32 protein-coding genes are annotated in these 25,805 nt (G+C 46.3%); 14 read left to right on the top strand and 18 right to left on the bottom strand.

The features are described from left to right. Positions 1-169 precede the first annotated feature (169 nt). The 7 genes from WCT25_01275 to WCT25_01245 form a co-directional block, all read right to left on the bottom strand. Positions 170-421: a hypothetical protein gene (locus WCT25_01275; GenBank protein ID MFA6536045.1), complete on the bottom strand. Its 252-nt coding sequence runs from the start codon at positions 419-421 to the stop codon at positions 170-172. 92 nt (positions 422-513) lie between these two features. Continuing rightward, on the bottom strand, positions 514-681 hold the full coding sequence (locus WCT25_01270; GenBank protein MFA6536044.1) for a hypothetical protein: 168 nt from the start codon (positions 679-681) through the stop codon (positions 514-516). A gap of 142 nt (positions 682-823) precedes the next feature. Continuing rightward, on the bottom strand, positions 824-1,375 hold the full coding sequence (locus tag WCT25_01265) for a flavoprotein (protein ID MFA6536043.1): 552 nt from the start codon (positions 1,373-1,375) through the stop codon (positions 824-826). Further along, positions 1,372-2,070: a phosphopantothenoylcysteine decarboxylase gene (locus WCT25_01260; GenBank protein MFA6536042.1), complete on the bottom strand. Its 699-nt coding sequence runs from the start codon at positions 2,068-2,070 to the stop codon at positions 1,372-1,374. Before WCT25_01260 ends, WCT25_01265 begins: the two co-directional genes overlap by 4 nt. Before the next feature lie 15 nt (positions 2,071-2,085). Next, positions 2,086-2,961 (bottom strand): amidohydrolase family protein, encoded by an 876-nt coding sequence (locus tag WCT25_01255; GenBank protein ID MFA6536041.1) that lies wholly within the window; start codon positions 2,959-2,961, stop codon positions 2,086-2,088. Between the two features lie 92 nt (positions 2,962-3,053). Then, positions 3,054-3,323 (bottom strand): hypothetical protein, encoded by a 270-nt coding sequence (locus tag WCT25_01250; protein MFA6536040.1) that lies wholly within the window; start codon positions 3,321-3,323, stop codon positions 3,054-3,056. Positions 3,324-4,571: 1,248 nt separating this feature from the next. Beyond that, on the bottom strand, positions 4,572-5,132 hold the full coding sequence (locus tag WCT25_01245; GenBank protein MFA6536039.1) for a DoxX family membrane protein: 561 nt from the start codon (positions 5,130-5,132) through the stop codon (positions 4,572-4,574). A 279-nt stretch (positions 5,133-5,411) separates the two neighbouring features. Here WCT25_01245 and WCT25_01240 point away from each other — a divergent pair, with 279 nt between their 5' ends. The 4 genes from WCT25_01240 (at position 5,412) to WCT25_01225 (ending at position 7,169) form a co-directional block, all read left to right on the top strand. Continuing rightward, positions 5,412-5,633 carry a DUF167 domain-containing protein gene (locus WCT25_01240; protein ID MFA6536038.1) on the top strand — a complete coding sequence of 74 codons (222 nt, stop codon included), beginning with the start codon at positions 5,412-5,414 and terminating at the stop codon, positions 5,631-5,633. Between the two features lie 35 nt (positions 5,634-5,668). Beyond that, positions 5,669-6,061: a ribosome-associated translation inhibitor RaiA gene (raiA, locus tag WCT25_01235; GenBank protein MFA6536037.1), complete on the top strand. Its 393-nt coding sequence runs from the start codon at positions 5,669-5,671 to the stop codon at positions 6,059-6,061. A 9-nt stretch (positions 6,062-6,070) separates the two neighbouring features. Further along, the gene (locus tag WCT25_01230) at positions 6,071-6,739 is read left to right on the top strand and encodes a peptidylprolyl isomerase (protein ID MFA6536036.1); all 669 of its coding nucleotides are present in this window, start codon (positions 6,071-6,073) and stop codon (positions 6,737-6,739) included. Between the two features lie 151 nt (positions 6,740-6,890). Beyond that, positions 6,891-7,169, top strand: coding sequence for a hypothetical protein (locus WCT25_01225; protein ID MFA6536035.1), 279 nt, complete (start codon positions 6,891-6,893; stop codon positions 7,167-7,169). Between the two features lie 103 nt (positions 7,170-7,272). Here WCT25_01225 and WCT25_01220 read toward each other — a convergent pair whose 3' ends face one another. The 5 genes from WCT25_01220 to priA form a co-directional block, all read right to left on the bottom strand. Continuing rightward, positions 7,273-8,133, bottom strand: coding sequence for a methionyl-tRNA formyltransferase (locus tag WCT25_01220; protein MFA6536034.1), 861 nt, complete (start codon positions 8,131-8,133; stop codon positions 7,273-7,275). Continuing rightward, the gene (gene def, locus WCT25_01215) at positions 8,123-8,653 is read right to left on the bottom strand and encodes a peptide deformylase (GenBank protein MFA6536033.1); all 531 of its coding nucleotides are present in this window, start codon (positions 8,651-8,653) and stop codon (positions 8,123-8,125) included. Before def ends, WCT25_01220 begins: the two co-directional genes overlap by 11 nt. A gap of 152 nt (positions 8,654-8,805) precedes the next feature. After that, the gene (locus tag WCT25_01210) at positions 8,806-9,321 is read right to left on the bottom strand and encodes a hypothetical protein (protein ID MFA6536032.1); all 516 of its coding nucleotides are present in this window, start codon (positions 9,319-9,321) and stop codon (positions 8,806-8,808) included. 38 nt (positions 9,322-9,359) lie between these two features. Further along, positions 9,360-9,536: a hypothetical protein gene (locus WCT25_01205; GenBank protein MFA6536031.1), complete on the bottom strand. Its 177-nt coding sequence runs from the start codon at positions 9,534-9,536 to the stop codon at positions 9,360-9,362. Positions 9,537-9,804: 268 nt separating this feature from the next. Next, positions 9,805-11,727, bottom strand: coding sequence for a primosomal protein N' (gene priA / locus WCT25_01200; GenBank protein MFA6536030.1), 1,923 nt, complete (start codon positions 11,725-11,727; stop codon positions 9,805-9,807). A 71-nt stretch (positions 11,728-11,798) separates the two neighbouring features. On the opposite strand from priA, the gene WCT25_01195 reads away from it, so the two are divergent. After that, positions 11,799-12,053, top strand: a complete 255-nt coding sequence (locus WCT25_01195) for a hypothetical protein (protein ID MFA6536029.1) — start codon at positions 11,799-11,801, stop codon at positions 12,051-12,053. 9 nt (positions 12,054-12,062) lie between these two features. Here the strand turns inward: WCT25_01195 and WCT25_01190 are convergent, their stop codons facing one another. The 3 genes from WCT25_01190 to WCT25_01180 form a co-directional block, all read right to left on the bottom strand. Further along, positions 12,063-13,589, bottom strand: a complete 1,527-nt coding sequence (locus tag WCT25_01190; protein ID MFA6536028.1) for a UDP-N-acetylglucosamine 1-carboxyvinyltransferase — start codon at positions 13,587-13,589, stop codon at positions 12,063-12,065. Positions 13,590-13,702: 113 nt separating this feature from the next. Next, complete coding sequence (locus tag WCT25_01185; GenBank protein ID MFA6536027.1) at positions 13,703-13,906, bottom strand: hypothetical protein; 204 nt, start codon at positions 13,904-13,906, stop codon at positions 13,703-13,705. Between the two features lie 109 nt (positions 13,907-14,015). Then, the gene (locus WCT25_01180; protein MFA6536026.1) at positions 14,016-14,495 is read right to left on the bottom strand and encodes a hypothetical protein; all 480 of its coding nucleotides are present in this window, start codon (positions 14,493-14,495) and stop codon (positions 14,016-14,018) included. 241 nt (positions 14,496-14,736) lie between these two features. On the opposite strand from WCT25_01180, the gene WCT25_01175 reads away from it, so the two are divergent. From WCT25_01175 to ychF, 6 genes are all read left to right on the top strand, one after another. Further along, positions 14,737-15,750 carry a rod shape-determining protein gene (locus tag WCT25_01175; protein ID MFA6536025.1) on the top strand — a complete coding sequence of 338 codons (1,014 nt, stop codon included), beginning with the start codon at positions 14,737-14,739 and terminating at the stop codon, positions 15,748-15,750. A 10-nt stretch (positions 15,751-15,760) separates the two neighbouring features. After that, positions 15,761-16,480 carry a hypothetical protein gene (locus WCT25_01170; GenBank protein ID MFA6536024.1) on the top strand — a complete coding sequence of 240 codons (720 nt, stop codon included), beginning with the start codon at positions 15,761-15,763 and terminating at the stop codon, positions 16,478-16,480. A 166-nt stretch (positions 16,481-16,646) separates the two neighbouring features. Further along, positions 16,647-16,841: a hypothetical protein gene (locus tag WCT25_01165; protein MFA6536023.1), complete on the top strand. Its 195-nt coding sequence runs from the start codon at positions 16,647-16,649 to the stop codon at positions 16,839-16,841. A 20-nt stretch (positions 16,842-16,861) separates the two neighbouring features. Beyond that, positions 16,862-17,701: a HAMP domain-containing sensor histidine kinase gene (locus WCT25_01160; GenBank protein MFA6536022.1), complete on the top strand. Its 840-nt coding sequence runs from the start codon at positions 16,862-16,864 to the stop codon at positions 17,699-17,701. Positions 17,702-17,750: 49 nt separating this feature from the next. Next, positions 17,751-17,972: a hypothetical protein gene (locus WCT25_01155; GenBank protein MFA6536021.1), complete on the top strand. Its 222-nt coding sequence runs from the start codon at positions 17,751-17,753 to the stop codon at positions 17,970-17,972. Between the two features lie 159 nt (positions 17,973-18,131). Further along, positions 18,132-19,229: a redox-regulated ATPase YchF gene (gene ychF, locus WCT25_01150; GenBank protein MFA6536020.1), complete on the top strand. Its 1,098-nt coding sequence runs from the start codon at positions 18,132-18,134 to the stop codon at positions 19,227-19,229. A 252-nt stretch (positions 19,230-19,481) separates the two neighbouring features. Here the strand turns inward: ychF and WCT25_01145 are convergent, their stop codons facing one another. After that, a complete protein-coding gene (locus tag WCT25_01145) occupies positions 19,482-19,688 on the bottom strand; it encodes a hypothetical protein (protein ID MFA6536019.1) in 207 nt (68 codons plus the stop codon). A 196-nt stretch (positions 19,689-19,884) separates the two neighbouring features. Then, the gene (locus WCT25_01140) at positions 19,885-20,175 is read right to left on the bottom strand and encodes a hypothetical protein (protein ID MFA6536018.1); all 291 of its coding nucleotides are present in this window, start codon (positions 20,173-20,175) and stop codon (positions 19,885-19,887) included. A gap of 163 nt (positions 20,176-20,338) precedes the next feature. Between WCT25_01140 and WCT25_01135 the strand changes: the two genes are divergently transcribed. Continuing rightward, a complete protein-coding gene (locus WCT25_01135; GenBank protein MFA6536017.1) occupies positions 20,339-20,635 on the top strand; it encodes a hypothetical protein in 297 nt (98 codons plus the stop codon). 104 nt (positions 20,636-20,739) lie between these two features. Here the strand turns inward: WCT25_01135 and WCT25_01130 are convergent, their stop codons facing one another. After that, positions 20,740-21,147 carry a type II secretion system protein gene (locus WCT25_01130; GenBank protein ID MFA6536016.1) on the bottom strand — a complete coding sequence of 136 codons (408 nt, stop codon included), beginning with the start codon at positions 21,145-21,147 and terminating at the stop codon, positions 20,740-20,742. A 156-nt stretch (positions 21,148-21,303) separates the two neighbouring features. Between WCT25_01130 and WCT25_01125 the strand changes: the two genes are divergently transcribed. Together WCT25_01125 and WCT25_01120 are read left to right on the top strand one after the other, a co-directional pair. Further along, a complete protein-coding gene (locus WCT25_01125; protein MFA6536015.1) occupies positions 21,304-22,269 on the top strand; it encodes a DUF5671 domain-containing protein in 966 nt (321 codons plus the stop codon). 77 nt (positions 22,270-22,346) lie between these two features. Beyond that, positions 22,347-25,709 (top strand): class I tRNA ligase family protein, encoded by a 3,363-nt coding sequence (locus tag WCT25_01120; protein MFA6536014.1) that lies wholly within the window; start codon positions 22,347-22,349, stop codon positions 25,707-25,709. The last annotated feature ends 96 nt before the right edge of the window (positions 25,710-25,805 follow it).

The following is a 25,805-nucleotide window of genomic DNA, read 5'->3' as shown; positions in this document are numbered from 1 at the left end:
CCGAATCGGTTTACGGTTTCTTTTACAACGATAACATACTGTTTGGTGTTGTCAAGTATGGGCAGAGTAATGAAAAAGCCGCCCGGCGGCCGGGCGGCGCTATCGAAACATTGTTTTGTGATAATGGGCAAGTGACGACGGTGTTGGTTTGGGTAGCCGTCCCCGTGATTCAGTCCTCATGCTGTAAGCAAAGCCGTCCGCGCTTGCGCGCTAGGATGTAATTCGCTCCCGAAGGTTGGAATTTAATAAACCAAACCTTTCTGATTAGGTCGTCAAACTCAGCCTCCCCGATTTTCGGAAAAGTCCGAGATTTTCGCAGGATTTTTCCAATTGCCAACCGTAAAACATTCTTCTGTTCGTCGGTTATGGGCAGTTGAGCAAGTGACTCCTCCCAATTGGTGTCAGGCAAGATTGTAGGCATAAAGTGTGAATTTCGGTTTCAATTAACTCCGAAAATAACTTAGCATACATTGAATTGAATGTCACAAATTAAAACCGCACCATTGGGCGCGGTTAGCCAATCTTTTTCTTTTGGCTTTTCATTATGCCGACAATGCCAAAAATGACTGCCAGAAGCCCAAGCAGTTGTCCCCCGGGGCTGTCGTCAATCTCGCCGTAGACAAACATCAGTGCTCCAAGTGTGATTTCAATAACCGAGTAAATTATCCTCTTTTTGTTCATGCGAAAATCATATCACAAATATTGTTCGCGAGACCGATAAGCATTTGTTTCTAAAGTAATACATTTTGTCAGTTTGAAGTTTTTTAAATTCCTGTGCGATTTTTGGAAATAAAAAAGCCGCCCGGAGGCCGGGCGGCGATAGCTAATGTACTTTTTTTGGGAGCAAGGAAGCGACGATGGTGTCGATGTGGGCCATCGCTCCCACCCCTTTTGTCTTGCAGGCCAACATACCTTCAACTGGTTCGATTGTGCCTGTATTGTAAACTCGCTGAATCGTTGCCAGATTGTCTTGAGTGATTGGATTTGACCACATCCGAGTGTTCATGGCCGGAGCCAAGATAATTCGCTTTTCCCTCGGCCAGGCCAAGACCGTGCTGGTCAGGAACTTGTTGGCTTTGCCGTGTGCCATGTCCGACAAAGTGTCGGCCGAAAGCGGGGCAATCAACAGTTGGTCGGCCCATTCACCCAAATCAATGTGGAGAACAGGAGTGTCTTTGACATAACCGCCTTCGGTCCACTCAGACTTGTCGGTGAGCACCGGAATCGGTACATCTTCCTTTCGGAAAAAGTACAGGGCCCGGTCAGTCGCGATGACTTTGAGCTCAAGTTCGGGTACTCTTTCCATGAGGGTTCGAACCAGTTTCGGAGTAAGTTTGGCAGCCACACTGCCGGTCACGCCAAGGAGTAATTTCATAGGCCGAGTTCTTGGTAGAGGTTCTCGGGCAGTTTGTCTCGACTGGTGCGAATCGGATTTCCGCCCTTCACCGAGATGATGAAGGCCTTAGCCGTCAGACCTTCCAGGGTGTTGGCAACAATGAAGTCGGCCGAGGAGTGCTTCATACTTTTCGTGGCGATTTCAATGAGCTCGGCGTCGGTCATGTCTACCTGGAGCTTGAATTTAACGAGTATTCCTTTGAAGCCCCACGGTTCACGAATCAGGTCGACGATCTTCACTGTTGGAACCATTTTCATCCACAACTCGGGGTGATCGGAACCGATTTTGCCAGAGCTGTCCAGTTGGCTGAGCTCGCGCAGGAGGTGCCCACCAATTTCGACAGCCTCGCCGGTCTGTTTGTACATGCCGGCAACCTTATAGTCAGAGACCGCGGCCGAATGAATAATCGCGTCGAAGGCTAGGTCTTGGACCAATGCCCTCATTTTAAAACGCAGTTGTTCAAACGAACTGAATGACAGGACTTCCAAATTCGGATGACACTGCTTTGCGAGGTCAGGATGCGATGTGAGTAGAGTCACCTTACAACCCTGCGTGGCGAAATATTTTGCGATTGCGACTCCGGTTCGACCTTTGAAAATGTTGTCGATACCGCGAACTCTGTCAATCGGGACCCGGGTGTTGCCGGCTGTCACGAGTATTCTCTTTATGCTCATTTGATCTGCCTTTCTTTATGTTGCGTGTGTTCTGTCCAGAAACCTGATAGCATTTCCTGCCAGAATTTTCTTTAACCCAACCTCACTCAATTTCAAGCGCCAGACCAGATCCAAAGAATCTTCATAGCTCTGGATAGGGAAGTCGGTCGCAAACATGACCCGATCTTCTCCGTTCGGAAGTAAAAGAAACTTTTGGATTTCCTCGACGATAAGTTTGCGATACTCGGGCATGTCCTCTTCGGCGCCGGAGACAAATTGTCCGGAGATGTCGGTAAAGACATTCGGGCAACGAGTCATCACTTCGCGAAGTTCCTCAAAGTGAGGGTTCGAGAGGTGACTGACGACGAATTTAACTTTCGGAAAATCCCGGGCCGGTTTTTCAACATACTTTGGTCGGGAAAGCTCGTTCCATTCTTTTGGGCATCGATGCAGTTCGCCACCATGAAGCATCACCGGCAGGCGATAAGTTTCCGCCAGCTGATAGATCCCGACAAGTTGGGTTTCGCTTGGTTCAAAACTCTGATAGCCGGGATACAGTTTGATGCCGGCGATTAAACCAAGTTGGGCCAACTTCTCAAGCTCGTCGATTCCGGTACGCAGTCCATTTATGACATTTAGACTGCCGAACATTCGAAACAGTGGTCGTCCCTCGATCCGTTTTAGCAGATCGTGATTGTGGACACCGGTTCCCCGGTGGGGGAAGTAGGTTGCCAACAGAATAATGGCTGAGATGCCATACTGCTTGGCCAACTCCTCTAGTGTGGCAATGGTCGCCGAAGTAACGTGGAGACCCTTCATCTGGTGATTTGATGTGTGTGCGTGGATGTCGATTATCAAGGTTCTGCCTTTCTCTTTAAACTTTTTTCTGCTGTTCTTGTCTGTTTCTAGCATAAATATAGCAATGTGTCAAAGCACCGTAATGGTTTTGGTAAATTAAAACCGACCACGCTTCAAAATGAAGTGGTCGGTAGGTGAGGCAAACTCTAAAAATTAAGTGCCCACATCGGCTCCGTTTCAACCCTCATGTCGAGTGGACTGTCTTTCTCGACCTTCTTCGCGGTTTCCTCGAGGGTCATGGCCGGAGTCAGGTCTTCAGGTTTAAGACCCAGCGTGACTGATAAGTTTCGGCATGATTCGGGAGTCAGGCCAATATCTGAAAGGGGAATTGATCCCCATAAATGAGGGGCGACGCTGAAGCCCGTCATTTCAAAAAGGACATCTTTAACAAAAACTTCGGCGGTGTGAAGGTTCATAATTTTGCTGGGTTGACGGGCTTCTATCTAGGGTCAGCCTATCACAATGGGTTAAACAAAAACAGCGCCGAAACGCTGTTTTTGCAAATGACCTCTAAGCTCCGGGAACTGGACCGCGGGTACGTTTTTCGAAACTTACAGTTTCAGTACCCCGATTGGATTTTTCCCGCGCCACTGTGGCTTGAAAAAATGCTCAATCGGGCTTCGAATCCAGTCCGCAAGTGAAATCGTTCACTTGCTTCCTCGGAGCGAGGTCAAACAAAAACAGCGCCGAAACGCTGTTTTTGCAAATGACCTCTAAGCTCCGGGAACTGGATTCGCCCGCGACTAAAACCTCGCCGCCGCTCGGCCTTGTCTGGGCACCGCCTCGTTGGTTTTGTCTGCTGACAAAAACACAACTCCGGCGTTCGAATCCAGACGGACGCAAAGCAGTTTGCGTCCTTTCCCGGACCTTAGATGAAGCAAAACCGCCCAAGACGGGCGGTTTGCTAAATGACCTCTAAGCTCCGGGAACTGGATTCGAACCAGTGACCAATCGCTTACACTTAATTCATCATTACTGATGGCGTGGACTATATCACCACCATATCCTTGCGGATTTAGGTGCCTCGGTATCTAGTCTCTACGGCGCCCGAGCATATAAACTTTATGTGCTCGGTTCCCACGGTATTGCCCTCAATTTTTAAATAGTAGGGTTCCACCGTTATCCCGAAGTTTTCGATTTACCTTTCGATAAAAAGCTGCATTACTCTACAGGCGACTGCTCTACCGCTGAGCTATCCCGGAGCTTAATTGTCATTTATTATTCGGTTTTCAATTTACTCTGCGCTGTCTAATTTCGTTATGCCCGCTCCGACTTCTCGGTGACAGTTGGCACACAGCAAGGCACACTTATCTAGTTCCGCTTTTACTTTTTCCCAGGATCTTGTGTACCCTTTATCACCAATTGCGAAACTTTTGTCTCGCTTGTCTAGATGATGAAGTTCTAATGCTCCCGGATACCTTTCATAACCGCAAACTTGGCATTTTCCGCCCTTGTATTCAATAGCCAGCAGCTTAATTTTTTTCTACGCTTTGCTACGGCCTTAATCAAGGCTTCTCGACGATCTGCGTATTTTCTATTATCTGGCATAGTGATAAATCAAAGAGCTGGCTTATAATAGCAAAATTTTTGAGAGTTGCAAAAGTCAGAATGAAAACCACTAGCGGGTGCTAGTGGTTTTCATTAATCCCTAGTTTTTCGAAAATTTACTTCTCAAACATCTCGCCGTGCTTCCAGGGTGTCCCAAGCTTTGGCAAAGCGAAACGGTCTAGTCCGTACCAGCCGGCAATACGCCAAGCTAGAATCAAAAATAACTGCAAAATGCCCAGAACAGGGTTGGTGCTCACGGTGCCAGCCAAAAGATAGTTGAGGTTCATAAAACTGCCGAAGAAGGCGGCAATGCCGGTAAACAAACCCAAAATCAATCCCAGACCAACCGCGATTTCGCCATAAACTACCAGATTGGAAAAAACGATTGGGTGATTCAGTACGAAATTTTGAATGAAGCTCGCATACCAGCCGGCAACATCAGGGTGCTCGCCTACGGTTTTTTGTAGGGCTCCTGCCAGAAATCCTTTGAGGGCGGTGCCAGCCTGTTCGCCTAACCAAGCCGGAGAATTAAGTTTTGAAATTCCGGCCATTAGCCATTCATAACCAACATAGAGTCGGATAACGAGCCAAAGCATGGCCAGTCGGGTGTCGGCAAATAAAAGTCTGGCCAACTTTGGCTCCGGAATGGTCGCGACAAATTTTGATTTAGTCTCCATATTTTTTTTAATTTCTAATTAAGTGAAAAGGCCAACCTTTTGTCATATACTATATAATACATATCGAATCCTCGATAGTGGGAGATGTGTCCCGTTAGAGATATTTTGTTTCGAATTTAAAGATTTTCTCAAGTTGCTGTGAAAAATTGTCTTTCGTTTTGCTCCGCAGACTTCGGAAGCGTTTCGTTAATTTGTCGGTGTGGGGTATTATTCATCTAATGTTAATTTCACATAGGGGTGTCAAAAGTACACAACTTCACGCTTCCTATCTCTAACGGGATGTACATCAAGGTAAAAGTCAAAACCAATTCGGACGAGGAGTTGTTTGAAAAAGTCTCGGACACGAGTTTTAAGATACAGGTCAAGGAAAAGGCCGAGCGCAATCTGGCCAATACTCGCGTGATTGAGCTCTTGCGACGACATTTCGGGCCGAAAGCCGGTCAAATCCGGATTGTGAATGGGCACCATAGCCCGAGCAAGCTTGTCGCGGTCGGGGATTGATAGGCAGTCTTAATAATTTTTGCTAAAATTAAACTATGACAAAAATCAATACTAAAATTAAAGCCACCGACATAACTTTAACTCCGGAAATTTCCGATTACCTCGACAAGAGACTTTCAGCTTTGGAAAAATTCGTCGATGCCGAGGACGATGCCAACATTTGCTTTGTTGAATTGGCTCGTACCACTTCTCATCATAAAGCCGGAGATATTTTTAAAGCCGAACTCACTCTCCATTTGGGCGGGCAAAGTTTTCGAGCCGTCTCGGAAATGGCCGATCTGCACTCAGCGATTGATAAAGTTAAGGATGAGTTGTTGCAAGAGTTGCGAGGCAATAAAACCAAGCAAATCAGTCTGATTAGACGAAGTGGCCGACAGATCAAGAATTTGATTAAAGGTATCAGCAATTGGCGTCCTAACAAAAAATAAATTCAATTTATGGTGAAATCAAAGACACAGCAAAAACTGTTGCCGCTCGAACTTGCGCTTGCAATAGTAATTATTTTGGGCATTCTAGCCTATGTTCTCGGTCCTTGGCGGCCAAGTCCAAAGGAGACGGACACGACCAACTTATCAACCACTAATAGTTTAAATACAAAAAATATGGCAGTTAAATCGAGCGAACAGCAAATTAGTAGAGCAATTTTGAAAACCACTTCCGGCAATATTGAAATCCAATTTTTCAGTGACAAAGCGCCGGCAACCGTGGCCAACTTTGTGAAACTCACGCAGTCCGGTTTTTATGACGGAGTTAAATTTCATCGAGTTATTAAGGATTTTATGATTCAATCCGGCGATCCTCTAAGCAAAGGCGATAACACTGCTCTCTATGGCCGAGGTGGTCCCGGCTACACTTTTCCGGATGAGATCAATGACCAAAAAATTGTTCGTGGTGTGATTGCCATGGCGAACGCCGGACCAAACACCAACGGCAGTCAGTTTTTTATTGTCACGGCGGCCGCCACTCCGTGGCTCGATGGTAAACACACTGTTTTCGGCAAGGTTGTTTCCGGGATGGATGTCGTGGATAAAATCAACAATGTAATTACAGGGGAGAGTGATATTCCTAAGACGCCGATTGTGATTAATTCAATAGAACTGAAATAAAAGTATATAGTATTAGGTGTATGGTATATGGTATGAAGAGGGAAAGAAATATGGGATAAAAGACACTAAAACAGCCCCAAGGACAGGGCCGTTTTAGTGCTTGACAAATTGGCGAGGATTTGCTATTGTGCTGAAAGAGAAAGGAAAAATTATGAAAAAAGCCGAACATGTTCTCCAGGGAATTGCCGAGGATGCTGAGATGCGCTTTTCTGAAGCCCAGGAGTTAGTAGCAAAGATCCTTCTTGCTGTGAATCCGGGGGTTGTTCTGTCAGAGTATCAGCAGGTAAATTTGGTTGAGAATATCACCACCAAGGCTAGGCATCTTCGCTTTGCAGAGCGTGAAAATTCCCGTGAGAGAGTTCAAAACGAGCTTAACTGTTTTGTCCTCTTGGTAGCGACCTATATCAACTCTTGCCGTTCCGGCTCGTAAAGGTTTGGCAGATCTAGCACCTCGCTTCGGCGGGGTGTTTTTAATTTTTTCCCTAAAACAAATTAAGAATTTGTTCGGGCAACCCTAAACCAATCGGATTGGTTTAGGGTCTAGTCGCAAAATCTTGGTAGCTAATTTCCTTTTTGCCCTCGGGAACCACTCTTTCGATTACAAATTGGCCATCTCTGAAACTGGCTTTTTTGATAATGACTCGAATTTGTTTGCCACCCTTTTCTGCAAAGAAATAAGTGCCCGGCCAGCCGAAGTAAGCGCGATATTTTAAATAGTTAGTTTTTGGGTCGGCCGTGAGATTGATGAGTCCGTCTTCTTTTTTAATTTTGTGACAAAAAGTCGCTTTGGCCGGGTCCTGTGTCTCTGGGGCGATGTTTTCGGAAATTATTTTTTCAGTAGTTTTAATTAAAAGGCTCTTGGCGATTTCATTTAGTCTCATTCGCAATTCCGGGGCAGTTTCATCCGGTCGGATTTCCGTTTTCTCGCTTGCTACTACATCTCCGGCGTCAAGCTCGTAAACCATTTTTTGGATTGAAACTCCGGTTTCAATGTCTCCATTTAGAATTGCCGACTCAACCGGTGTGGCGCCACGATATTTTGGTAGTAGGGAATAGTGGACATTAAAACTGCCAAGTTGAGGAATTTGTAAAATTGATTCCGGGATGATTTTGCCGTAGGCGGCAACTAGGAACATTTGACAATTGACCTTTGACAACTGACTGATGAATTCAGAATCTTTTAAAGAAGTGGGTTGGAGGCATTCAATATTATTTTCGATAGCCCAGGTTTTAACTGGTGGTGGTGTGACAATCATTTTTCGGCCGACTGGTTGATCGGGGTTGGTAATTATAACGGCAGGAACAAAACCGGCCCCTTTTAAGGCCTCAAGCAAATCTGCCGCCAGACTTGGCGTGCCGAAGAAAGCAAATTTTGTTTTTTGATTATTTATCATGCAGTTTCTTCGGGGGGATCTCAACGATGTCCTTGGCCTTATCAATAAAGAGAATACCTTCAAGATGATCAACCTCGTGCTGGAAAACTTGAGCTAAAAGACCGCTGGCGCCGCGAGTGATTTTTTCCGCCTTTTCGTTGTAAGCCTCGACGGTGGCGTTCTCGGAGCGTTTGACTCGACCGTATAGCCAGCGGACTGAAAGGCAGCCCTCTTCCATAAAATCCTTCTTGCGAGAGAGCTTGATAATTTTGGGGTTGATGAAAACTAAATCAGAGCCGTCTTTTTTAGTCGACCTGACCTTCTTTGACTGCTGGGCGAGAATTTTTCCAGAGACAACAAAAATCCGCAACGGTTCACCGATTTGCGGGGCGGCGATAGCAACGCCGTCATCCTGAGTGGCTAGAGCCTCCTTCATTTCAGAAATTATTTTCTGAATCTCCGGTTTACCGATTTGCGAGACCGGAACTTCCTTAGCCTTTTCTCTAAGGACTGGGTTGTCACGGTTTACGATTTCCAGCATAATTTAGCATTATATAATAGAACCACGAATATGTACACGACACAAATACACGAATGGGGACGAATGACACGAATATTCATGTGTCCTATTCGTAAAGGTCCTTAACAAAAAACCCACCGTCGCTTGCGCTAAGGCGGGTGAGAGTGGGGAGGTTATTCGAAGATTACGATTTTTCCTAGTGGGCACCGGCGGACCAATTGGAGGAAGATTCTGGCGGTTCCCGCTAGCTCCGGGTCAGGTTCGAAGACTGCCGCAGAGTGAAATGATCCGTCACTGCCGTCCTGTCTCAGGAAAATCCCTCCGGAAAGATATTCCCAGGCCTGTTTCACTTCTGTGGGAGTGGCAGTCGGGGAGATACTTTTTCTTAAATGTGAGTTCACCAAAGCCTTGAGGAGGCGTGCCAGCTCTGCCGGCAATTCTCCCTTCTTGCTCATCTCGTCCAGTTCTTGTTGGTAGTTGTTCACGGAAAGAACGATGGGTAAGGACGATTTTTGCTGAGGTGGTCGAATTGTGCCCTCCCGCGTGCCACTGTCGGTATAGATTGTGGCTTCTCCGGCGGCCCTGACCACCGCTTGCGCTCGGTTATTCAACATCCAGAAAGTGACCTCATCGGCATGACAGTTGGAGTGTTCACCCCGCAGGTCGCTAGTGTTCAGTATAATCTTCATTTGCGGTTCTGTTCTTTGCGGTTTGTTTCCTTGCTACACTATTTCTGTTTCGGCGGGTAGATTGCATTGTAGTTGCCATTGCTCTGAAATGTCGCTCTGCCGACGGCACGAATCGCCACCTGCACTTCCGGCTTGAATTTGTCGAAGCGAGTCAAACTTGTGCTGCACTTTTTATGCTCCGGCTTGAGATCGAATGAGTCAGGAAATAGTTCCATAGACGGTCCTTTCTCGGGTTTTGTTGGGTTCACTGCTCTGCCGGTAGACTATCACATATCACAAAAATGTCAACTTTTCTTTGACTTTTCTTGATTTCCCACCCTGCACTAATTGTGGCGATTGCTACAATTAGTGCAGGGTGAGGCCATTCTTTTTTGTGGCAGAGTTTTCTATCAAATCTCTTCTTCTCGCTACTTTCTGCTAACTACCCACTACCCACTACCAATCCCGACGTCAGAAGTCGGGACCCCGACCGAAGCGTCGGGGCTAGATAAGGTTTTCCGGATTAATCGCGATACTCCAGGCCGGCGATAAGCTCCGAAGTTTATTGAGCAACTCTTCATTTGGCCACTGGGCTTTAGGAATTTTGATTAAGGCATTCATAATGTGCTTGCCTTTAATAACAGCGACGAAGGCTGGAAAAACCGCCGGCTTAAATTTGGTAAAATCAATCTCAAACTTTTTCATTTCACCAAGCGCGTATTCCTTGGTGCCGCGGAGCGACAGTTTAATCAGTACGGTAAAAGGCGGATAATTAAAGCTTTGGCGCACCTCGATTTCATCTTTGTAAAAGTCGATGGTATTGCCGGAAAGCGCGTATTCAAAAAGCTTCTTTTCCGGGTTGCGAGTTTGAATTAGAAAGTTCTCGGTGCTTAGAGACCTCAAGCGCAAAAGAATTTGGAAGACGCGCTCATCAATTCGAAAATCCGGAATAGCAAATAAGGCGTCAAGCGAAGCTACCGCACAGTTTTCGATTTTCTGGTCGAGATAGGTCAGTGCCATCTCTGTGCCCAAAAGAATACTGCCGGGCGAAGCGTAAAATTTTTTGGCCACTTCGGCGGCCTGCTTCTGGGTCTTGGTCTTGTCTTTGCTAATCTTGAAAATATTGGCATCTGGGAAGTGGGCGGTGATTTCGGCTTCGACCCGGTCGACTCCGATGCCAAGTGGTTTGAGACGCCAGCTGCTGCAATTTTTGCATGTTTCTTCAGCACTGCGCTTTGTTCCGCAACGATGACAAAGGAAGAAATTGCTTCTGGCCGATGAATAAAGGATTACCGGAGCTTGGCAGTGCTCGCACATCACGGTTGTGCCACAGTCGCTACAAACCGTTTGTGGCGCCAAGCCTCGCCGAGCAGAAAAAATAAAAAGCCGGTCGTTATTGTTGCGACTCCGGTTGACGAGATCAATTAGCTCATCACCAAGAACAGAAAAAGTCTTTTCCGTGCCATCGCCCTGGCGCTTAAGGTTGACTAATTTCGTGCTGGCAGTGGAAAGTGAGCGAAATTTGAGCGGTGTATACTCAACGAGTTCGCCGCCCTTGGTGCGCCAAATAGTTTCGATTCGGAGCAGCGAGTCGCCGAGAATCAAGCGAGTCTTATTTTCCTTGGCGAAAGCTTCGGCTAACAAGCGAAAATCCAAGTAGGGTCGGGCCTGCGACATATATGATTTGGAGCTTTCCTTTTCAAAAATGATAGTGCCGATATCGTCTCTGGGTACGGCTAGAAAGTTGGCGGTGCCGATAATTAAAACTGAATGGGCTTCGGCCTCAAGTTTGTTCCAAGTCTCCAGTAAGTCTTTTTTGGGTAATCCGGAGTGCAGCAAAAAGACAAAATTCTTAATGCCCCTTTCGAGAATGTCATAAAGAGCCTGGGCCTCGAAGCTGGTGGGTAAGCAAAGAAAAACTGAAGATTTTTTGGCGAATTCCTCGCGAATCAAACTTTTATAGTGCGAAAGTCTTTCTTCATCATCCGCTTGAATGACGAGCTGTTCTGTGTGTGGACGAGACTTGTTGGTCGAAGCGCCGATTTTTCCTTTGGCCTTATCTTTAACTAGCTTTTCCAAAATAATTGGCGCGACGGCGGTGTTTAAAACCGAACCGGTTGTCGCGGAAAGATCGGTCGCCACGGCTTTGCTGGCCTTGATAAAAGCTTCCGGCAGACCACCTTTGGCTCCGATTTTTGCCAGTTTTTTAATTTCAAATCCAGCCGAGCGCAGTTCAGCTCTCGCGTCACTCGCGTTCTCAACCTCGGCAACGATGGCTGGTATTAGCTTTTTGCGAAGAGGGACAGAAACGATTGTGCCGACAGTCAAGTCCTTGGAGGTGAAATAGGAGAGCGCCTCAAGGCCGGTCGTTTTGGAGATGGGTATGACCTTGATCAATTTGAGCCCGACTGATTCTGTTTGGTCCATGGCACTATAGTCGCAGAAATATTGACTGATTTCAACTTCTTGGGATATTCTAATAACAGAAGGACTTGCTTATGACTATGATTAAAGTTTACCATCGGCCTCTCCACGATTGCCCGGTTTTAGGAAAACTGGTTCTGGTGATGCAACTTAGGGCCTACCATGATGAATTTTGCCTCTGCTGTGAACATTGCGACGGGCAAGTTGCCAGCTTTGAGCTTAGGGAAAGTGTGGAGGAAGTTCGTGAACCGCGTTCTAGGATTTGTTTGCCCGGCCACTCTTGTGGCCGGGCTTTTTTATCAAGGCTCAACCTCGCTAAGCGAGGTTGAGCCTTGATATTAGATCTCTCTCAAAATTTTTATTTTTGCGCCGAGGCTTTGCAGTCGCTTGACGATGTCTTCATAGCCACGATTGATGCTGTAAATGTTTCGTAAAATCGAAGTACCTTCGGCGGCGAGCATGCCGATTAGGATAATGGCGGCCGGACGAAGCGCCGGCGGACAGACTACTTCAGCTGCTTTCAATTTGGTCGGTCCATTCACAAAAAGTCGATGCGGGTCGGCCAAAATTGTATCAGCACGCAATTTGTCGAGCTCCTTGTAATAGATGGCGCGCTCCTCGTAGACCCAGTCGTGAATCAAGGTCTGACCCCTCGCTTGGGTCGCGATGACGGCGAAAAATGGCAAGTTGTCGATGTTGAGCCCAGGATAAGGTCGGGCCTCAATTTTGTCGGGCGGGGCGGTCAATTTTGATGGATAGGTGGTGATATCAACTAAATCAGTCTCACCATTTCGGGCCTTGTAGCGTTTGGAGATTTTAAAGCGAAAACCCATTTTTTCGAGTTTCAGAAGCTCAATTTCCAAAAAGTCGATCGGGGCGCGGGTAATTGTGATATTCGATTTGGTGGTAGCGGCGGCCGCGATAAAGAACATTGAGTCAATCGGGTCCTCACTAATCGAATACTCGACATCCTTTTTGATTTCCTTGAGACCGTGCACAATCAGAGTCGAGGTGCCGATACCTTCGACTTTGACCCCGAGGGCCTGCAGGAAAAAGCAAACATCCTGGACTTGATAGTTGGCCGAGGCGAACCGAATCGTGGTTTTGCTGGGAATGAGCGCGGCCGCCATTAAAACATTTTCAGTCACCGTATCGCCGGTCTCGTAGAGAACGATATAATTGGGCTTCAACTTTTTCTGACTGATTCGGTACTCTTTTGATTTTGTCTCGATTTTCACACCAAGTTTTTCCAGGGCGAAAACATGAGGCGCGATGGTGCGGGCGCCCAAACGGCAACCGCCAACGTGAGGCAAGGAGAATTTCTTCAAAAAGTGGATGAGTGGGCCGATGAGCATAATAATGCTCCGGGTCTTGGTGCCGGCCTCGATATCAAAATTTTTGATATTGAAATTCTGTGGCGGCTCAATTTCCAAATCACTGTTTTGCCAACGAACTTTAATATCAAGGCTGGTGAGTACTTCGATAATGCGGTTGACCTCCTCAATTTTTGGGACATTTCTCAAGGTTGTCTTGCCGCGGTTTAAGAGGGAAGCGCAGAGCAAACCGACGGCCGCATTTTTAGAGGTTTTAGTTTGGATGGTGCCGGAAAGGGGAGAAGCGCCTTGAATTTGGACATCAAGTCGCCCCTTCGATAGCTCAATTAAATTTCGTTCCAAAGCGGCACTAATTTTTGAAAGTGTTCCGGCCGAAATGTTTTGCGAGCCGGATTCGAGTCTGGCGATGGCACTCTGGGTGGTGCCAATTTTCTGAGCCAGCTCTTCCTGGGAAATGCCCCGCTCTTCTCGCAGGTTTTGAATCAATTTTCCTAAGGAGGCCAGGGTTTTATCTTTTTTCTGATGTTTCATGTTTTATGTCTAATGTTTTATACATACAATATAGCATAGACGCTATATTAATTATAGGGGTAAAAATTGGGGAAAAAGAAAAGCCCTCCGGGTGGGGAGGGCTTGGGGACTTGCTACAATTTTTTGATGGGCACTTCCCATGGAGTTGGGGAGTCCTGACCTTCGCGTCGCCCTTTCAGGAAAGCGGCGATGAGGATTGCCAGGGTGGCGCCTACCATGATCACGACCACATAGGTCGGGACCTCGAAGAACCAGAACGCCCCACCCATCATGAGTATTGCCAGGAATATAATCGGCCAAAAGATGATTTTATTCATCATAATTTGCCTTGGTTAGGGTTTACGGCTGTCCGAATACAATTTACCAGATTAAAATTTTATGTCAAGCAATTTAAAAGCCGCGCTCGTTGCGAGCGCGGCTGGGGGCTTACTGTTTTGGGCGGGCACTTTCGAGTAGCTGTTGGACAGCAGACTTGATGGCTTCATCCACTTCGATCGAAATGTTCGGGTCCCCGTCATATCCGGTGCCGGGACCCGGAATATTGAGGTACTTTCTGAAACGCAGGTAATGCCCTTGGTGGGCGGAACTGCCTCCGTGCTCGGTGATGAGCATTTCGCCGAATTCTATCTGACCGTCCGTCAAAAATGCCCCCTTCATGTCTTTGTCACTGAAAATTCGGGTGCCAGTGTCAAATTCCTCCCGACTGTGCCTGACCAGCCAAGTGACCAGCCAACGGTAAGCTGGGGTGGCATCAGGGCGAAGTCGAATTGTTAAGTTGGCGACGCTGGCCTCAATGACCAGCTGTTTGTTTGCCAAGTCAAGAGTTTTGACTTGGCATTTACCACTATGGAGGTGGTGCCAGATTGGTATACCGAACAGTCGGGATCGCGGCGCTATTTCTGTCATAAGCTTCCTTTGGTTCAGGTTGTCTAAAGCGATTATCGATATTTGCGGGCCGTTGTCAACCCCGTTAGAGATTTGTTGTTAGGAATGGCCGTGGCTGGGTAATTAAAGTCTTTACACAGTTTGATAGATGCTGAGAGTAGCCACGGTCGTCTTTAGAAGACGACCTATCTCTAACGGGGTCAAGTATTAAAATTCTCTGTATACCATATACTATATACCGTATACCTAATACTTTTTTCTCGTGTCATTTTTCTCCAAAAAACTTGGAATTGACTTGGGTACAGCCAACACCTTGGTTTTTGTGCCGGGCAAAGGGATTGTGCTAATGGAGCCGTCGGTAGTGGCGGTTTCGGAGCAAGATAATAAAATTTTGGCGGTCGGAGTTGAGGCCAAAAATATGATCGGCAAAACTCCGGAGTCGATTATTGCTTACCGACCAATGAAAGATGGTGTGATTGCCGATTATCGCGTGACAGAAGCGATGCTCCGTTATTTTATCGACAAAGCTCTCGGCCCCTTCAACTTTTTCCGACCGGAAGTAATGGTCTCTGTGCCGGCTGGTGTCACCTCGACTGAAAGGCGCGCGGTTATTGAAGCGGCAATTAAAGCTGGCGCCAAAAATGCTTATGTTGTGAAGGAGCCGATTTTGGCGGCAATCGGGGCGGGAATTCCAATTTACGAACCAATCGGCCACATGATTGTTGATATTGGTGGAGGCACCACTGATGTGGCGGTGATCTCTCTTGGTGGCATCGTGTCCTCAACTTCGGTCAAGTGTGCCGGCAACCGAATCGACTACGCCATCACCGACTACATTAAAAAAACTTTCAATTTGGCCATCGGTGATCAGACGGCTGAAGATATTAAAATTAAAATTGGCTCGGCAGTTTTGGTTGAGGAGGAGCTCGCCCTTGTCATCAAAGGCCGAGATTTTCTTTCGGGCCTGCCTCGTTCGACGGAAATTAAGACGAATGAAATCGTGAAAGCGATTGCCAAGGAACTGCGCGACATGATTAAGGCTATCAAGGATGTGTTGCAGGAGACTCCGCCGGAACTTGCTGCTGACATTATCGACCGGGGCATTATTATGACCGGCGGGTCTTCGCAATTACGCAATTTGCCGGAGCTGGTTTTTCGCCGAACTGGCGTGAAGGCCATTTTGGCCGACGACGCACTCTACTGCGTTGCCAAAGGCACCGGTATTGCGCTCGAACACCTGGATACCTACAAGAAATCGATTATCGCCAAGCGCTAATTCTTTGAAAATGACAAACCGAAACCAATCGAACAAATCGGTTAAGTCCCGGCTGGTTTTGGACCTACCGCTTCACCACGCCTACTGCCTTTATGGTCCGGCTCCGGAAATTTTTGAGAATCTCAAACTATTTTTGGAGGGAGAATTAAAAATCGAGACAGTTGGCAACCCGGATTTTTGGCAGGCCGATTTCGAGAGTTTTGGTGTGGAGGAAAGTCGGGAGCTCATCAATCGGCAACTGTTAAAATCGGCCGGCGGCGGTAAGAAAATAATTATTGTGAAAACCCCGTCGATTACTTGGGAGGGGCAGAGCGCGCTTCTAAAGGTTTTCGAGGAGCCGACACGGGAAACCCATTTTTTTCTGATTTTGCCTTCAGTCGAAAGATTGCTGCCAACCTTTAAGTCCAGATTGATGATTGTGCCTTTCGTGGGCACGAAGGATGAAGATTTGTCGCCCGAAGTCCAAAAATTTCTGAAAGCCAATTTGGCTCAGAAATTTGAGATTAGTAAAAAAATGGCTGAGCAAAAAGATGCCCAGTTGGCGATCAGATTTTTGAATTTGCTGGAAGAGAATTTGGCGGGGGAGTCGGTAGTCAAAAACCAAAAAACTTTATCGGCGATTTTACAAGCCAAGAATTATCTGAGCGATCGGGCGCCGTCCATCAAAATGCTTCTCGATTGGGTAGCCATGAGTACCAATAACCAAATAACGAATCAACCAAAACAATAACCTGAAGCCTGTCCCGTTAGAGATCTGTTGTTTTGTCACTCGTCAATATTCTTCGCCTGCGCACTATTTTTATCGTGTCATTGCGGTTGGACATTCCTGGTCATTCTGAATGACCAATCTCTAACGGGATGATATAATATTTTCATTACAAACTTAGTTTTAGTTTATGACTCATTATGTGTGTAAGGGTCTCTGTGGAAGCGAGTCGGTTTTGCCCGGTATCTGCGATTCTTCTAGTTGCGAAAAAACCGGCAAGCCATTAATGGAATGTAAGTGTGCTGACGGTAAGCACGAATCAATCGGTCGTTTGGCCAGTCGAGGGATATCCGACGATTCTCCGGCCGGTAAAGGTGACAACTAAGCGGTTCTTTTAAAAACTTCATGGGACTAGATTTTTTAATCAAAAACGGGAATGAGCTATTGGCCACAGTCGCCTCTGCCGATTACTGGAGAGATTTTTCAAGCTGGTTGGCATTGCCACTGGCGCTAGTTTTAACGACCGTCATCAGTTTGCTGATTTGGCATCGCCAGAAAAAAGCTGATCTCTTGAAATATGAGTTTATCACTGTGGTGGCTCACAAATTTCGAACTCCGCTCACATATATCAAATGGTCGGCCGAAAATTTGGCTCTTTCCAATGACCCGGCCGAACGCAAAAGGGCGGTTGATGAGATTTTGACCGCCAATGCTCGCTTGGTGGAACTCACGAATGCACTTTCAGATTTATCGATGGCGAATGGCGCTTCCTATTTTTATAAATCAGAAAAAATTGAGCCACGAAAGTTAATCGATAGTGTTTTGGGGACACTGGATTACCAAATTAAAAAGAAAAAAATCGATTTGCATATTCGTGAACTCGTCACCTCTCGAATTGTTGGCGATTTTCGTCGCCTCACTTTTGCTCTTGGGATTGTCGTGGAAAACGCCGTCATGTATACGCCGGCCGGCGGCTCGATCGGCATTACGGTTTCCCAAAGTGACAAGCTGGTCTCGATTGCGGTCAAGGATTCTGGAGTCGGCATTTCCAGGGAAGAACTGTCAGCGATGTTTTCCAAATTCTTCCGTGGCGCCAAGGCCAAACAAATCGACAGTGGTGGCGTTGGTATCGGCCTGTTTATGGCTAAAAAAATTGTTGAAAAAAACGGCGGCCAAATCGAAGTTTTTTCGGAAGGAGTTGGGAAAGGGGCAACATTCGCTATTAAATTACCGGCCGTGAAATAGCGTTTGGTTATTGTTTCTTGGTTCCTGGTTATTCTGGTATCATATTCAGATGTTTCAAAAATTTTTACTTAAAAAAATGCTGTCGACCCAGTTAAAGGGTGTGCCGGAGGCGGAGCAAGACCGCTTGATTGCCATGATTGAAAAAAATCCGGATTTATTTAAAAAAATTGCCGAGGAGGCTAAAGTTTTGACCGACTCGGGCAAGGATAAAATGGAAGCGGTTAAGGAGGTGGTTTCTAAATACCAAAAGGAGCTTAGCGGAATTCTGTAAATCTAAATTATCTGTTCCAGACTCACTAATTTTTAAAGTTTTTCAAACTGCACTAAATTCTGCTATCGCAGAATTTAGTGCAGTTGGTGAAAATGCTTTAGTGAGTCAGTGAAATAATCAGTTTTCGTATTTCGGACGATTTGTGATATCTTTTGGAGCATGTCTCTAAGTATTGGTATCGTCGGTCTGCCTAATGTTGGGAAGTCCACTCTTTTTAACGCTCTGACTCGCAAGAGTGTCTTGGTGGCGAATTATCCTTTTGCCACGATTGATCCGTCGGTGGGGGTGGTGGCGGTTCCGGATGAGCGCTTGCAAAAGCTTTCTGACTTTTCCAAATCGGCCAAAACCGTGCCAGCGGCGGTTGAATTTGTTGACATTGCGGGACTAGTGAAAGGGGCTTCGGTTGGTGAAGGTTTGGGCAATCAATTCCTGACCAATATTCGTGAGACGGACGCCATTGCCGAAGTGGTGCGAATTTTTGAAGATGACAATATTATTCATGTTGACGGCAAAATTAATCCCCTTAGCGATATTGAGGTAATTAATCTGGAATTGATTTTGGCCGACTTGCAGACGGTCTCAAAAAGAATTACGAATATCGGGAGAGATGTGAAGGCCGGCAAAAAAGAGGCAAAAATTGAAGAAGGACTTTTGGCCAAATTGAAAATCGCGCTTGAGGCAGGGAAGTTGGCTTCGACCGTTCCGGCCGATGATTTTGAGAAACCAATGTTGAAACAGCTCTGTCTGATTTCAGCCAAACCGATTATTTATGTTTTGAATAAAAAGGCCGGCGGCAAGAATTTGGATGATCTTAATGACGAAAGGTATCAGAAGCTTTTGGAATTTTTCAAACAAAATAATGCCAAGTGGGTGGCGGTGGATGCTGGGTTTGAACAAGAGCTCAAAGATATGGGGGATACGGATAAGAAAGAAATGCGTGAAGGCCTTGGCGTGAAAGACGATGGTATCAACGACTTAATTAAAAAAGGTTATGAGACTTTGGATTTGATTACTTATTTCACAACCGGCGAGGATGAAACTCGTGGTTGGACCATCAAAAAAGGTTGGACCGCGCCGGAGGCCGGCACGGCGATTCATGGTGATTTCAAAGAAAAATTTGTTAAGGCCGAGGTGATTGAGTGGGACAAACTGCTCTCTGCAGGCTCTTACAGCAACGCCCGCGAAAAAGGTATGTTGAGGACGGAAGGGAAGGAGTATATCGTCAAAGGTGGGGATGTGATTGAGTTTAAGATTTAGGCAAGAAAAAATCACAGAAATTTAGGAGTCTCAGGGAATCGCCTGGTTGACTAGCAACGCTCCCAAATTTCTGTGATAACCAATTCGCGTCGCCCCTTTCGGAGAAGTAGGAGATTGGTCAGTGTTCTCGCTACGAATATATTAATATTATCAAACTTCTAAAAAAATGAAAGATGGTAGTGCGATAGAGTTTAGAATATAGATAAAAGGCCATCACCGAAATGATGGCCGAGACTGGTCGCCGGTCGGAACTTACTTGGGGCTTGGGGGCAGAACATTCGCGGGGACCTCGATGGCGGTTTCGCCCTTGCCCATTTTTCTTCGGATGTTGCGGGGGAGTTCGCTACCGGCAGGGACTGACCCGATGATGATGAGTGTGTTGCGGTCGGTCTTGAAGACGGCTGGACAGGGGCCGACACCGCACCGAGCTTCAGTGGGAGTGATTTCTTTGGCTTTCATAGATAAGAACCCTTTCACTCGGAATTATCACATAAGATTGTCTAATGAACAAGGGGCTAAAAGAGGATGAATAGGCCCCCGTGTCAGCAGTTGTTGAAAAATAAAAACCCACCAAGACTGACGCCTTGGCGGGCTGAAGTTGGGGTCGAGGCTTTCGCAAAGGATTGTTCCGCTCGCCTTACCTTCAGATTCTGTGCTACCGGCGCTTGTTTTGGTGCCGACTTTTCGGTTTCGTGGCACTTAATGCCGCCAATTTCTTATGGCGCTCGCTCCTGAACGCACTGTTTTTGACGGTTGTAACTCGTGCGCCAATCAAGACCTTAAGAAATTTCCTGGCAGCTTCCTCTTCAAGCCGGCTAAGCCGCCATATTCCTTCAGGGTCTACCAGTCGCTTCAAATTGCGGACTGTCGCGGCGGCCTCGAAGTCCTGCTGTTCACAAAGCTCGGCTGTTACCTCCTCCAAAATTAACTTAATCGTCGCTCGCATATTTTCCTTTCTGTTGAAAACGAATCTGAGGCTATTATATCATAGCTGTATAAATTGTCAAGCGAGGCACAATGGCGGGTCTACTAGTGTTGACAAGAGGCGGTTTATATGATAGTTTCGGATTAGAGCCATTTTCGTACTTCAAAAAAGAAAGGCTGAGAATATGAAGGATATGAAGAAACCGCCGAAATCTTATCTCAATTCACGGCGTCCGACCTTCCATGAAGCGGCGGCGCTTGAGGGGGGTACCTTTATGGAAGCTATGGCTTCCTTGGAAAGGAAGGGCTACTTCGAACCTGCCCCTGGGCCATGGAAGCTTGGTATTCAGGATCGAGGCATCGGGAGAAACAACTTTGCCATTCTAGACCGTTTTGGTGATTTGGTGGTAGAAGCTCCCAGTCGAGCTACTGCCGATTTAATTATCGCGGCGGTTAACGCGAGTCGGAAGAAGAAAAAGTAATTTACAACCCGCCATCTCAAAACAGAACCCTCTGTCACGAGATGGCGGGTTTTTAATTGAAAAAGCCGAAGCGCGGAGCGCTTCGGCGTAAGGGTGATGTTGCCCTAGTGTTGACCGGTGGGCGAGGGATCGGTTGCCGACCCGACGACCTCAGCCAAACCACTATCGGTTGCTGTGTAAAATTTGCCGGCCATCGGGATAGGTGATTTCGGTGGCACGGAGGTGATAAAGCTCATGCTCTTGGGGCCACCTGCAGTTTCACCGACGAGCATGACCTTCGCAAGATTGTTGGTGTAAACACAGTGGACTTTGAAAACCTTGCCGGTGATGCCGGCGGGAAGTTCGATAATCGAAGTCTTGGCCACTTCCTCCTTAAGTTGGTTTTCCGCGGCCCTTTTCTTGGCCTTGACGATGGCAGGTAGGAGCATGGCTGCCATTATCCCAATAATTGCCAGTATCACCAATAACTCAACGAAGACGAATGCTCTCTTGTTTCTGGTTTTAATTTTCATACGGTCCTTTTCTGCTTTGCATTTTACATAAAATATTTCTGATGTCAAGGAGGCCGAGATTCTGTTTTATGGGGTTCTCGCTTTCTTAAACCGCTCTCGTCAGAGCGGGTTTTATAATGTAAAATTAACGGTATTAAAAATAATCTAATTATTAACATGGATCCAAATTCAGTTGTTTCGATTGCTAAGCCAAAAATGGGGCCAAAGGATTTCTTTCTAAATGTGGCGGCGGCAATCGTGATGTATGTCTCCGCGGGCAGTTTAATCGCTCTTTTGTTTTCAACTATCGATTATTGGCTGATTGATACTGTCAATTATTACAGCTACGGTTTTACTGGTGGGATGCGTTTTGCGATTTCTTCGCTCATTGTGCTTTTCCCGGTTTATCTTTGGCTCATGACCTTGATTCGTAAGGATGCCGACCTGCATCCAGAGAAGCGTGAAGTCGGAATTCACAAAGTGATTGTGTATCTGACATTGTTTTTGGCGGGCGGACTTATCATCGGAGATCTGATTGCCGTGATTAATGTTTTTCTTTCCGGTGAAATCGCCACCAGATTTATCCTAAAAGCTCTGGTGATTTTGATTGTTGGCGCTCTGATTTTCTCCTACTATCTCTACGATTTACGAAAAGGTAGTGCTGGTGACAGGCTGGTCCGCAATGCTTACAAGTGGGGCACGGCGGCAATTGTGCTGGTTTCCATTGTCGTTGCCTTCCTTGCGGTCGGTTCGCCAATGACGGCTCGCCAGGCCCGATTCGATGATCAAAGGGTAAGTGACCTACAAAATATTCAGTGGCAAGTGATTAGCTATTGGCAGAGCAAGGGGCGGTTGCCGACGGCTCTAACTGATCTTGAGGATTCAATTTCCGGCTGGAAAGCGCCAAAGGATCCAGAGACCAAGGTTGACTATAGTTTTGGCGTTAACGGTTCGGAGAGTCTGAATTTCAAGTTGTGCGGCAAGTTTGCCCTGGATAATTCCAAAGACACCCGCAGGGCCAATGATTACAGCTATGGAACCAATGAGAATTGGCAACACTCGGCTGGAGATTTCTGTTTTGCCAGAACGATTGACAAGGACCGCTATCCGGTAAATGTGAGGACTGTGCCGATGGGTTACTAAAAATTTAAAAAGCCGGCTCGTCAGACGAGCCGGCTTTTCTCTTTGAAAAAAACACTAATGGTTGTATGATTTTGCCTATGCACAGCAAAGACTATAATCATCGCAAAATTGAATCGAAGTGGCAGAAGATTTGGGCAAAGCAGAAAATTTATGCCACTAAGGAAGATTCAAATAAAAAAAAGTTTTATATTTTGGACATGTTCCCGTATCCATCCGGTGAAGGGCTTCATGTTGGGCATCCCAAGGGCTATATCGCAACCGATATAATTTCGCGAATGAAAAGAATGCAGGGCCACTCGGTGCTTCACCCGATGGGCTTTGATGCGTTCGGTTTACCGGCTGAGAACTATGCCATCAAAACCAAGACTAATCCGGCGATTGCGGTCGCCAAGAATGTTAAACGCTATAAAAAGCAGTTGGAGATTTTTGGTTTTGATTATGATTGGAGTCGGGAAGTAAACACGACCGACCCGGCCTATTACAAGTGGACGCAGTGGATTTTCTTAAAACTTTTTGAAAAAGGTTTGGCTTATGAATCCTTTGAACCGATCAACTGGTGCCCGTCTTGCAAGACCGGTTTGGCGAATGAGGATGTGGAAGATGGCCTTTGCGAACGCTGTAGCAGTGTGGTTGAGAAAAAGCCGATGCGTCAGTGGGTTTTGAGAATTACTGATTATGCCGAAAGACTGCTTGCCGATTTGGACGCGAAGGATAAAACTGGCGGGCCGATTTTAAACTGGCCGAATTCGATTATCGAGCTTCAGAAAAATTGGATTGGGAAGTCGGAAGGATCGGAGATTAGTTTTAAAGTTTCAAGTTTAAAGTTTCAAGTTGAGGAGGAGATTAGAGTGTTTACGACCAGAGCCGATACGCTTTTCGGCGTCACTTATGTGGTGTTGGCGCCGGAATCAAAATTACTCCAAGACTTAAAACCAAAAATTCAAAACTGGGACGAGATAGTACGATATATCGTACTATCGAAGAATAAAACCGAAATCGAGCGCACAGCCGAAAATAAAGAGAAAACCGGAGTCGAGCTGAAAGGTATTAAGGCGATTAATCCGGCCAATAACGAGGAAGTGTCAATCTGGGTGGCCGATTATGTTTTGGCTGACTACGGCACCGGCGCAGTAATGGCCGTGCCGGCCCACGATGAGCGCGATTTTGCTTTTGCTAAGAAATATAATTTGCCGATTAAGGAAGTTATTGCTCCATACTTTAAAACTGTTTCCGGACCGGATGCTGTTCGTGCCGACAAAAAGACAGAAAAGCGGAAAACGGTTTACGTGATCCTGAAGCATTGGCAAGAAGATAAGTTTTTGTGTTTGGACTGGCAAAAATTTAATTGGCACTCCTTTATTATCGGCGGGGTTGAAGACGGCGAAGATGTCACGGAAACCGCCAAGCGTGAAATCCATGAGGAGACCGGCTTTAAGAATGCCAAGTTTATTCGTCGGGTCGGAGGAGAAGTTCACAGCCACTACTTTGCCGGTCATAAAGATGTAAATAGATATTCCCTGGGCCACACACTTTATTTTGAGCTAGTGGATGGCGAGCAAGATGAAGTCTCTGAATCTGAAAAGGCCAAACATTCTCCGGTCTGGATTGAGCGCGCCAAGATGCCAGAATTCCTTAACCTGCCTAATAATCAATACGCCTGGGGCCTCTTTGATAAAGAGCAGGCTTTTGTTGGACACGGTGTTTTAATTAATTCAAGTAAATTTAATGACACTGAGTCGGCATTGGCCAAAAAAGAAATTACTGAATTTGCCGGCGGGAAAATGATTACCAAGTACAAACTCCGAGATTGGGTCTTCTCGCGTCAAAGGTATTGGGGCGAACCGATTCCACTTGTGCACTGTGCCCAATGTGCCCTTGAGACTGATCGGGCAAAGGCGAAAACTACTCTTAACTTTTATTATGAGCCGGTTTGGCGAGATTTGAAGTCAGGAGTCAAAACTGTAGAAACTCGTGCCCTTAACCCTGAAGAAAAAGGGAGATATTTTGGCGATTTCAAGGTTGGTGATTTGTTGCTTTTCAGCCGCAAGGACCAAAAAACTAGGAAAGTTAGGGAGGAACTGGTTTATCGAGTCAAATCATCTAGAGTCTATAAGAATTTTGACGAGGTTTTTAAAGATAAATCTATTTTGTCGCAATTAAGCAAAAAGAATTTTCGATCGGCGAAAGAATTGGAGATTGCCTACAGTGCTTTTGGAGCTAATTATGTCGAAAAGATTAAGCAGAATGGTTTGGTAGCCTGGGAGATTGAACCGGTCACCGTGGCCGTACCGGTGCCGGAAAAAGATCTACCGGTCAAATTGCCCAAGGTTAAATCTTACGAGCCGACTGGCACAGGTGAGTCACCGCTTGCCGCGATTTCTAAGTGGGTGAATGTGAAATGTCCGAAGTGCAAGGGTCCGGCAAAGCGCGAGACGAATACGATGCCACAATGGGCCGGCTCAAGTTGGTACTATATCGCTTATTGCATAAGCGAAAATCTCAAATCGCAAGAAACAATAACCAAACAAATTTCAAGCAACAATATTCAAAATAAAATTAAATACTGGCTTCCGGTAGATTTCTATGTTGGCGGGGCTGAGCATGCGACCCGACATTTAATCTATGCTCGTTTTTGGCATAAGTTCCTGCTTGATATTGGCGCCGTTTCGACAGTTGAACCTTTCACTAGACTTCAAACAGTCGGCTTGATTATGGGCGAGGACGGACGGAAGATGAGCAAGCGTTGGGGTAATGTGGTTAACCCTGATGATATCTCTGAAAAAGTCGGCGCCGACACTTTGCGTCTGTACGAGATGTTTCTGGGGCCTTTTGATCAAGCGATTGCTTGGAGTACCGAAGGAATTGCCGGCTCACGCCGATTTTTGGAGCGAGTCTGGCGGTTACAGTACAAACTTACAACTGACAACCAACAACAGGGGAAACTGGAAATTCTATTTAATCAAACAATCAAAAAGGTTTCAGAAGACATTTCCGAAATGAAATTCAACACTGCTATTAGCTCACTGATGATTTTGCTTAATGAAATTGAAGCAGTAGGGAAGTTGGGTGAAGATTATTTCAAGATCTTATTAAAACTTTTGGCTCCGTTTGCGCCACACATCACGGAAGAGCTGTGGTCTAATTTGGTAAGCCCTAATCCGCGAGGACGCAGTCGGGCAAGTAAGAAATCCATCCACCTTGAAGCGTGGCCGACTTTTGATCCGGCGAAAATTCAGGACTCAACCGCCAAAATTGCCATCCAAATCAGCGGGAAAACTCGGGCGATTTTGGAAATCGATATAGGGGCAAACCAGGCTGAGATTGAGCAAAAGGCCAGGCAAATGAGCGAGGTTTCTAAGTGGTTAAATGGTAAGAAACTGATTAAAACCATTTATGTAAAGGGTCGCTTGCTTAATTTTGTAGTTAGTGATATTGTATAGTGCATAGTAATAAGGCCGAAATTTGACAATAAAACACTATTAACATATAGTGTCATTTACCAAGTATTTATTTATTAATTTATTAATCGCGTCAAA

Source organism: Candidatus Paceibacterota bacterium (genome assembly GCA_041666545.1).
Lineage (GTDB): Bacteria > Patescibacteriota > Minisyncoccia > Phycocordibacterales > JBAYGS01 > JBAYGS01.
This window is presented reverse-complemented; position numbering and strand designations above follow the sequence as displayed.

What these genes read in the sequence shown, in the direction of transcription:
- WCT25_01120 (MFA6536014.1), top strand. Translation starts at nt 22,347, where the DNA reads ATGCACAGCAAAGACTATAATCATCGCAAAATTGAATCGAAGTGGCAG.
- WCT25_01165 (MFA6536023.1), top strand. Translation starts at nt 16,647, where the DNA reads ATGACTCATTATGTGTGTAAGGGTCTCTGTGGAAGCGAGTCGGTTTTG.
- WCT25_01225 (MFA6536035.1), top strand. Translation starts at nt 6,891, where the DNA reads ATGAAAAAAGCCGAACATGTTCTCCAGGGAATTGCCGAGGATGCTGAG.
- WCT25_01240 (MFA6536038.1), top strand. Translation starts at nt 5,412, where the DNA reads ATGTACATCAAGGTAAAAGTCAAAACCAATTCGGACGAGGAGTTGTTT.
- WCT25_01170 (MFA6536024.1), top strand. Translation starts at nt 15,761, where the DNA reads ATGACAAACCGAAACCAATCGAACAAATCGGTTAAGTCCCGGCTGGTT.
- WCT25_01230 (MFA6536036.1), top strand. Translation starts at nt 6,071, where the DNA reads ATGGTGAAATCAAAGACACAGCAAAAACTGTTGCCGCTCGAACTTGCG.
- WCT25_01260 (MFA6536042.1), bottom strand. Translation starts at nt 2,070, where the DNA reads ATGAGCATAAAGAGAATACTCGTGACAGCCGGCAACACCCGGGTCCCG.
- WCT25_01155 (MFA6536021.1), top strand. Translation starts at nt 17,751, where the DNA reads ATGTTTCAAAAATTTTTACTTAAAAAAATGCTGTCGACCCAGTTAAAG.
- WCT25_01250 (MFA6536040.1), bottom strand. Translation starts at nt 3,323, where the DNA reads ATGAACCTTCACACCGCCGAAGTTTTTGTTAAAGATGTCCTTTTTGAA.
- WCT25_01135 (MFA6536017.1), top strand. Translation starts at nt 20,339, where the DNA reads ATGAAGGATATGAAGAAACCGCCGAAATCTTATCTCAATTCACGGCGT.
- WCT25_01190 (MFA6536028.1), bottom strand. Translation starts at nt 13,589, where the DNA reads ATGAAACATCAGAAAAAAGATAAAACCCTGGCCTCCTTAGGAAAATTG.
- WCT25_01265 (MFA6536043.1), bottom strand. Translation starts at nt 1,375, where the DNA reads ATGAAATTACTCCTTGGCGTGACCGGCAGTGTGGCTGCCAAACTTACT.
- WCT25_01245 (MFA6536039.1), bottom strand. Translation starts at nt 5,132, where the DNA reads ATGGAGACTAAATCAAAATTTGTCGCGACCATTCCGGAGCCAAAGTTG.
- WCT25_01145 (MFA6536019.1), bottom strand. Translation starts at nt 19,688, where the DNA reads ATGAAAGCCAAAGAAATCACTCCCACTGAAGCTCGGTGCGGTGTCGGC.
- WCT25_01125 (MFA6536015.1), top strand. Translation starts at nt 21,304, where the DNA reads ATGGATCCAAATTCAGTTGTTTCGATTGCTAAGCCAAAAATGGGGCCA.
- WCT25_01205 (MFA6536031.1), bottom strand. Translation starts at nt 9,536, where the DNA reads ATGGAACTATTTCCTGACTCATTCGATCTCAAGCCGGAGCATAAAAAG.
- WCT25_01255 (MFA6536041.1), bottom strand. Translation starts at nt 2,961, where the DNA reads ATGCTAGAAACAGACAAGAACAGCAGAAAAAAGTTTAAAGAGAAAGGC.
- WCT25_01220 (MFA6536034.1), bottom strand. Translation starts at nt 8,133, where the DNA reads ATGATAAATAATCAAAAAACAAAATTTGCTTTCTTCGGCACGCCAAGT.
- WCT25_01270 (MFA6536044.1), bottom strand. Translation starts at nt 681, where the DNA reads ATGAACAAAAAGAGGATAATTTACTCGGTTATTGAAATCACACTTGGA.
- WCT25_01160 (MFA6536022.1), top strand. Translation starts at nt 16,862, where the DNA reads ATGGGACTAGATTTTTTAATCAAAAACGGGAATGAGCTATTGGCCACA.
- WCT25_01180 (MFA6536026.1), bottom strand. Translation starts at nt 14,495, where the DNA reads ATGACAGAAATAGCGCCGCGATCCCGACTGTTCGGTATACCAATCTGG.
- WCT25_01275 (MFA6536045.1), bottom strand. Translation starts at nt 421, where the DNA reads ATGCCTACAATCTTGCCTGACACCAATTGGGAGGAGTCACTTGCTCAA.
- def (MFA6536033.1), bottom strand. Translation starts at nt 8,653, where the DNA reads ATGCTGGAAATCGTAAACCGTGACAACCCAGTCCTTAGAGAAAAGGCT.
- ychF (MFA6536020.1), top strand. Translation starts at nt 18,132, where the DNA reads ATGTCTCTAAGTATTGGTATCGTCGGTCTGCCTAATGTTGGGAAGTCC.
- priA (MFA6536030.1), bottom strand. Translation starts at nt 11,727, where the DNA reads ATGGACCAAACAGAATCAGTCGGGCTCAAATTGATCAAGGTCATACCC.
- WCT25_01185 (MFA6536027.1), bottom strand. Translation starts at nt 13,906, where the DNA reads ATGAATAAAATCATCTTTTGGCCGATTATATTCCTGGCAATACTCATG.
- WCT25_01130 (MFA6536016.1), bottom strand. Translation starts at nt 21,147, where the DNA reads ATGAAAATTAAAACCAGAAACAAGAGAGCATTCGTCTTCGTTGAGTTA.
- raiA (MFA6536037.1), top strand. Translation starts at nt 5,669, where the DNA reads ATGACAAAAATCAATACTAAAATTAAAGCCACCGACATAACTTTAACT.
- WCT25_01210 (MFA6536032.1), bottom strand. Translation starts at nt 9,321, where the DNA reads ATGAAGATTATACTGAACACTAGCGACCTGCGGGGTGAACACTCCAAC.
- WCT25_01195 (MFA6536029.1), top strand. Translation starts at nt 11,799, where the DNA reads ATGACTATGATTAAAGTTTACCATCGGCCTCTCCACGATTGCCCGGTT.
- WCT25_01140 (MFA6536018.1), bottom strand. Translation starts at nt 20,175, where the DNA reads ATGCGAGCGACGATTAAGTTAATTTTGGAGGAGGTAACAGCCGAGCTT.